The organism is Trinickia sp. (genome assembly GCF_051954495.1).
In the GTDB taxonomy this organism is placed as follows: Bacteria; Pseudomonadota; Gammaproteobacteria; order Burkholderiales; family Burkholderiaceae; genus Trinickia.
In genome coordinates this window covers 1-6,640 of sequence record NZ_JBQCHR010000058.1, presented here as the reverse complement: position 1 = coordinate 6,640, position 6,640 = coordinate 1, and the positions used below count along the sequence as shown (strand labels likewise).

Annotated in this window: 6 protein-coding genes; 4 read left to right on the top strand and 2 right to left on the bottom strand. The window is 61.5% G+C overall.

Features of this window, described 5'->3' with window-relative positions; translation table 11 throughout:
• Positions 1–284: DUF3800 domain-containing protein (locus ACTHNR_RS09110; protein WP_440547255.1), on the bottom strand; the 284-nt coding region annotated here is incomplete at its 3' end.
• A gap of 216 nt (positions 285–500) precedes the next feature.
• Positions 501–1,880: an FAD-containing oxidoreductase gene (locus ACTHNR_RS09105; RefSeq protein WP_440547254.1), complete on the bottom strand. Its 1,380-nt coding sequence runs from the start codon at positions 1,878–1,880 to the stop codon at positions 501–503.
• A 347-nt stretch (positions 1,881–2,227) separates the two neighbouring features.
• Here ACTHNR_RS09105 and ACTHNR_RS09100 point away from each other — a divergent pair, with 347 nt between their 5' ends.
• The 4 genes from ACTHNR_RS09100 to ACTHNR_RS09085 form a co-directional block, all read left to right on the top strand.
• On the top strand, positions 2,228–4,309 hold the full coding sequence (locus ACTHNR_RS09100; protein ID WP_440547253.1) for a ferritin-like domain-containing protein: 2,082 nt from the start codon (positions 2,228–2,230) through the stop codon (positions 4,307–4,309).
• Positions 4,310–4,322: 13 nt separating this feature from the next.
• Positions 4,323–5,276: an MNIO family bufferin maturase gene (bufB, locus tag ACTHNR_RS09095; RefSeq protein WP_440547252.1), complete on the top strand. Its 954-nt coding sequence runs from the start codon at positions 4,323–4,325 to the stop codon at positions 5,274–5,276.
• Positions 5,273–6,091, top strand: coding sequence for an HvfC/BufC family peptide modification chaperone (locus ACTHNR_RS09090; RefSeq protein ID WP_440547251.1), 819 nt, complete (start codon positions 5,273–5,275; stop codon positions 6,089–6,091). The genes bufB and ACTHNR_RS09090 overlap by 4 nt, the downstream gene beginning before the upstream one ends.
• A gap of 181 nt (positions 6,092–6,272) precedes the next feature.
• Positions 6,273–6,640 (top strand): GlcG/HbpS family heme-binding protein (locus tag ACTHNR_RS09085; RefSeq protein WP_440547250.1); only part of this gene is annotated, 368 nt, incomplete at its 3' end.

The following is a 6,640-nucleotide window of genomic DNA, read 5'->3' as shown; positions in this document are numbered from 1 at the left end:
ACCTCTACGCCGTCCCTACGAACCATTTCGCGTGCGGCCAACTGACAGAACGCCTCCCTGGCTCCCGGGCCGATTGTTGCCCACTTTTTCTCCTTCTTGGATGTCCAGCCCTGGAGTACGCGGAGGTTTTCGATCACTTTGCCGATTCGGCGATACTTCTGGTTCCGGCCTACCGCAATCCCGATGACGAAATAGCGACTGCTGCCGTCATGCTGATACGGTTTGTGGAGCTTCCACCCCAAGTCTCCACTTTCATCCAGATAGGCTAGGGCTGTCTCGGCCATGAACGCTCGCTAGACACAAAAAAAAAGTGGTCTTCTAGGAAGACCACTTTCGTGAATGAAGGGCGGTTATGCCTCCAAGGGCGCGCGTTTAGACCGCGCTTAGGACAGTTAAGCTGTTTCCAGCTTCCCCCTCCGGTATCTCGGGCGGGCTTACTCAACCGCTTCAGGGTCATAGCATTTTGATGCGTGGACCACAATCTGTCCGAGCGCCTCCCGCTAGGCCAGAGGCTGCAAATCCTGAAGCATGGTCGGCACGAGCTCGCTCACGGTCGGATGAATGTGCACCGCGCGGCTGATCGTGGTGTACGGCGCTTTCGCATACATCACGTCGAGCAGCGAATGCACCACTTCGTCGCCGTTCAGGCCGAGGATCGACGCGCCGAGAATGGCCCCAGTGTCCGCATCGACGATCGCCTTCATGAATCCCTGGCTCTCGCCCTTTTCCACGGCGCGTCCGACACGCGTCATCGGCCGGGTGCCCACCAGCAGCTTGCGGCCGGACTGTTTCGCCTCATTGAGCGTCATGCCGACGCGGCCAAGCGGCGGATCGATGAACAACGCGTACGCCGAGATACGATCCGACACCTTGCGCGGGTCGTTGTCGAGCAGGTTGGCCGCAATGATCTCGTAGTCGTTGTACGACGTATGCGTGAACGCGCCGCGGCCGTTGCAGTCGCCCAGCGCCCAGATGCCGGGGACGTTCGTGCGCAGTTGGTCGTCCACTTCGATGTAGCCGTGCGCGTTGGTCGTCACCCCGGCTTTTTCCAACCCGAGCGTGTCGGTGTTCGGCACGCGTCCGACGGCGAGCAGAAGGTGCGAGCCCGCAGCTTCTCGGGCCCCGCTGGAGCAATCCAGTCCCACGACGATGTTGTTTCCATCGCGTCGCGCGGTCAGGCAGTTCGAATCGAGCTGGATATCGATCCCTTCGGCCTCTAGGATCTCCCTGACTGCCTGCGACACATCCTCGTCCTCGCGCGAAATGAGGCGCGGCCCTCTCTCCACGATCGTCACGCGAGACCCGAAGCGCCGATACATCTGGCCGAACTCGAGGCCAATGTAGCTGCCGCCGACCACGATCAAGTGCTCCGGCAGAAAGTCGACGTCCATCATGGTCGAATTTGTGAGATAGGGCACCTGATCGAGGCCCGGCATGGGGGGAATCAGCGCACGTCCGCCGACGTTGATGAAGATGCGTTCCGCTTCCAGCAATTCATCGCCAACTCGCACGGTCTTCGCGCTTTCGAAGCGCGCATGGCCCTGGTAGACCTTGCAGTGTTCCAGGCCGCGGACCCAGTTCTCCACATTGCTGCTCGAACGCCCGGAAATCTTGTCTTTGCGCGCCTTGACCTGCTTCATGTCGACCGTGACGGGGCCGCCGGTCATGACACCGTACTCGGCTGCTCGCCGCGCTAGCTGGGCCGCATAAGCGCTGGCCACCAGCGTCTTGGTGGGGATGCAGCCGGTGTTCACGCACGTGCCGCCGAAGCGCCCCCGTTCGATGATGGCGACTTTCATACCCGCGCCGGAGAGCCTCGCTGCGAGGGCCGGGCCCGCCTGCCCTGTGCCGATGACGATTGCGTCGAAACGTGGACTCATCGTGCTCTCCGATTGCTGTTGCGGAAGGTCGTCCCGAACGGGAATCATACCCCCGGTGCGCTCGCCGCGACGCCTACCGTTGAAACAAGTCAGCACCCGATTTTAAGCTGCCGGTCTGTCCAAAATAACGGCCCTCCTTGTTTTGCGATCCCTATAAACCGCTACCTCCCAAAAATGACAGCTACATTTTCACGTCGGCGGCGAGTGAAATAGCGACGAGTTTTCTGGTATTCCGATTTTGGAAAAAAGGATTTCAATCCATCCAATGTAGGCAAAGCCTTTTGGGGTAATCAAAAGAAACGAGGTTTTCCACTTTCTTCGTTACCGCCCGACCCGGAGAAACGAACATGAACGAGCTCGATGCCAACGATCGGGACCTTCCCGTCCGCCCGCTTAGCGAAGCGGAACTACGCCTGGTGCGCCATATCGACGAACACTGGAATCGCGCGCGGGCGTTGACGGAATTGCGCGACGGGCTGCAGACGGCCGTCGAGATCGAGCTGGCGACGGTGCCCCTTTATCTTTTCGCGTACTACTCGATCAATCGCACGCCGGAGGGCTTTCCCGCAACCGATCTATCCCGCTTCGCCGGTCAGGCGGGCGGCATCATGATGAGCGTCGCAGTCGAGGAAATGCTGCATTTGTCGTTGTCGTCCAACATGCTCTTCTCATTGGGCGTTCAGCCGCAACTTTATCTGCGCTCTCCCTCGCCTTATCCCACCGATCTGCCCGGTCATGCCCGGCTTGGTCCGGACCGGCGCCCGATGGCGCTTCCGCTGGCCAAGTTTTCCGCCGCTCAGTTATGGCAGTTTCTGGAAATCGAGTACCCAGCGTCGGCGGACGCTCCCCCCGAGATGAACAACTGGCAGACGATCGGCCAAATTTATTCTGTCCTTCGATGCATCATCAGTTCGCGTCATATCACCGACGACGATTTCAAGGCCGGCAAAGCGCCGAGCCAGATTCAGCCGTCCAACTACTCGCCCAGCAACGTCGATACCGTCTATCCCGCTGCCAAGTTCAATTTCGGCTGCCCGATACCCGCGCCCGTCGGCGGCTCGGCGGCCCATGCCGCGGCTTATTCGAGCCGAGGAGATAGCCATGCCGGCCGCAGCGCGCTGATGACGATCACATCGCGCAAGCACGCACTGCAAGCCATCCAGACGATCGACGCCGAAGGCGAGGGCTTCGGGCCCGAGAAGTTCGACGATGAGTCGCATCACGAACTGTCGCACTACTACAAATTCCTCTCGCTGCAGTCGCAACTCGAAGGCTACGATCCCGCCGACGAGCGGCTGCGCAAGATGCCGGCCCCGCCGTCGCCGGCGGCGCGCCAATTCGGCCCGGAAGAGCTGGCGAAAATCGTGTTCGACTTCCCCGACAATCCGGTTTCCGCCGCTTATCCGCCTGGGCGTCGCGAGCTCGCCGACATCGTGAGCGGCCTGTACCAGTACATGCTGATCATGACCGAAAGCATTTTCCTCATCGAACCGAGTCAGCAAAAGCTGTATTTCAACCAGACGCTGCACCGGTCGATGATCTGGATTCTGGACAAGGTCATTCAAGCGATGCGGCGAATTCCGTTGAGCGGCACGGATGGCTATCCGAGCACCCTCCAACTGGCGCCGACGTTCGAGAACGTCAACCTGGGGCCGCGCAAGCAGGCGTTCGCCACGCTGGTGGCCATGTGCAACGGAATGGACGCCAAATACGGCGAGCAATCCTGGTACAGCAGCGACGCAAAATATTTCGTCGACATGATCCCCTCGCTGCCGGACGTCAGCGGGCTATGGCAAGCGCACCCCGACCAGCCCGTATTGGGCACGCGCGGCTGCGATATCACCAAGTATCAGGGCATCCCCACGTTCCCGGCGACTCCGCCGGAGCCCGGCCAGCTCCTGCCGGGCGAATTGCGGCACGCATGCATGGGGTTGAACCAATGCAAAGGACAAGGTCGCACGCGCGACAATGCGTGTGCCGGCCAGGGCTATTGTTCGACCGCGCTCGAATTCAATTTTGCCGACCCGGACGCGCCGATCATCTCGGATCACACCTGTCGCGTGCAGAACGCTTGTGCCGGCCAAGGCGGCTGCGGCTTGTACGGCACGGGGCAAGAGCAAGACAACCCCGGCGCGAACAACTGTGCTTCGCTCGGCTGCTGCGCCACGCCGATCAACGCGGAACGGTTCAGCACCGACGGCAGCAATCGCGGCAAGAGCGTCTGGCTGCGCGCGCGCGAAGTGTTCGCCGAGCAAACCTGGCCGGAGCTGCGCAAAAAGAACGCGGCCTTGCCGCCGGAGCCACCCCAGCCGCCGCATCCGGAATTGTTCCAGTACGGGCCGACGATCGAGTGGATCCAAGAATACAGCGGCCACGGCATGACGGCTTGCGGCGCCAGCGGCATGAGCGGCGCCGGCAGTTGCAGTTAAGGGGCGCAACGACATGACCGATCTTCCTGCGCGCACCGCTGAACGTCGCCTCGGATTCGGCATCGGGCTGCGCAATCAGCATTTCGATCACATCCTGGCCACGCGTCCGCGGGTCGATTGGTTCGAAGCCATCTCGGAGAACTTCATGGATTCGGGCGGACGGCCGCGCGCTGTCCTGCGCCGAATCGCCGAGGACTATCCCATCGTACTGCACGGCGTTTCACTGTCGATCGGCGGTACCGATCCGCTCGATCGCGATTATCTACGCCGCTTGCGTCGGCTGGCCGACGAAGTGTCGGCTCGCTGGGTCAGCGACCATCTTTGCTGGACCGGCGTGCTCGGCGTCAACAGCCACGACCTCTTGCCGCTGCCGCTCAACGAAGCGACGCTGCGGCATACGATCGCCCGAGTCGAGCACGCGCAGGAACTGTTGGGGCGGCCGCTGGTGCTGGAAAATCCCAGCACGTACGTCCGCTTCCGCCAGTCGACGCTCGACGAACCGGCCTTCTTGTGGGAGCTGACCCGCGCGACGGGCTGCTCGCTGCTTTTGGACGTCAACAATGTCTATGTCAGTTGCTTCAATGCCGGTACCGATCCTTTGGACTATTTGAACCGCTTCCCCTTCGATCGAGTCGTGCAATTGCATCTGGCCGGCCATCAGCATTGCGGCACTCATATCGTCGACACCCACGATCGTCCGGTTTCCGACGCCGTGTGGCCGTTGTTCCGTTTAGCATGGCAGCGCAGCGAGCAAGCTGCAACGTTGCTCGAATGGGATGGAGACGTACCTGCCTTCGAACGCGTGCACGCCGAATTGATGCTGGCGCAGCGTATCGTCGATGGCGACGCGCCGGACGAGGAGACCGCTGCACGAGCGCCGAGGCAGGACGATGCCGAGGCGGTGTCCACGCCGCTTGCGTTCATGGTGCCCGAGATCTTGACCCACGGCGTCGACTGCTCGTCATGAATGTACGCGAGGATCGCTTGGACACGCTGCAACGCTGGATGCTCGATGCGCTGATTGCGCCCGGTAGTGTCGATGCGGGCGCCGTGGCATCGAACCTATTGCCCGGACCCAAGCTTTCCGCCGCTGCATGCCTGGCGATCTATCAGCGCAGCTATATTCTGCGATTGCGCAAATGCTTGGAGGAGCAGTTTCCCGCGAGTTGCCATGCGCTGGGGGCCAAGCTCTTCGCCGATTTCGCCGACGAATATCTTAGGGCCTGTCCATCCGACAGCTACACGCTATACGAGCTCGGTCGCCGCTTCCCGCAGTGGCTCGAAGACAATCGTCCGGATGGCGACGAGCCGCCTGAAAAACGCGAGTCGTGGATCGATTTCATGATCGACCTGGCTGCGTACGAGCGCGAACTGTACCGCTTGTTCGACGCGAGCGGCCACGAGGGCAAGTCCTGGCCGGATGCGTCGGCCGACGATGACGCGCTTGTCCTTCAGCCTTGCCTGGCTTTGGCCGAATATCGTTATCCCGTTGCTTGGTACTACCACGAAGTCCGCGCCGGCCGCTCGCCGAAGTTTCCCGCTGCGGTGCCTTCGTACGCAGTGATCCTGCGCCGCGACTTTCTTACTCACACCTACCCGGTGACTCGTCTGCACTATCGATTTCTATCGCTCGTGAACGAAAACGGCGATGTGAACGGGTCGCTCGAGACGATTGCCGCCGAAGCCGGCAAACGCGTCGACGAAGTACGGCAATCCTGGCGCAACGAGGTGCGTCAGCCGTGGCTTGCGGCCGGCTTCTTCGTCGAGAAGACGGGTATCTAGCCCCAAAAACTACGCGCTCACGACCGAATCTTCGATCGCCTGATCGGGACGGTCGGGAATGCATTTTCGTCGAAACGACGAAAGTGTTTGGGCAAGACGGGTATGTATCGGCATATCGGTGAAAGATAACATCAGCCCCGACATTGCCCATCACCGAACCCGTTTGAGAAGGAGCATCGCCATGACATCGCCAATCGTCAGTACGGCAACGATCAGCCTGGAGGCCGCGCAGGCACTGCTGGCGGAAGCGCGCCGCGCGTGCGCCGCGCGCGGGTTCGCCGCGACCATCGCGATTACCGATGCAGGCGGTCACCTGCGCGCGTTCGAGCGCGCAGATTCCGCCCCGTTCCTGACCGTCGACGTCGCCATCGACAAGGCATGGACCGCCGCTTCATTCGGCATGGCCACGCACCAATGGAATCAGTACATGGCCGAGCCCGCCGTTGCCCCGCTGGCGCACCATCCGCGGCTGACGCCCGTCGGCGGTGGCGTACCGATCTTTTACGAAGGGCGGCTGCTGGGCGGCATGGGTATCTCCGGCGGAACATC

What these genes read in the sequence shown, in the direction of transcription:
- ACTHNR_RS09105 (WP_440547254.1), bottom strand. Translation starts at nt 1,880, where the DNA reads ATGAGTCCACGTTTCGACGCAATCGTCATCGGCACAGGGCAGGCGGGC.
- ACTHNR_RS09100 (WP_440547253.1), top strand. Translation starts at nt 2,228, where the DNA reads ATGAACGAGCTCGATGCCAACGATCGGGACCTTCCCGTCCGCCCGCTT.
- bufB (WP_440547252.1), top strand. Translation starts at nt 4,323, where the DNA reads ATGACCGATCTTCCTGCGCGCACCGCTGAACGTCGCCTCGGATTCGGC.
- ACTHNR_RS09090 (WP_440547251.1), top strand. Translation starts at nt 5,273, where the DNA reads ATGAATGTACGCGAGGATCGCTTGGACACGCTGCAACGCTGGATGCTC.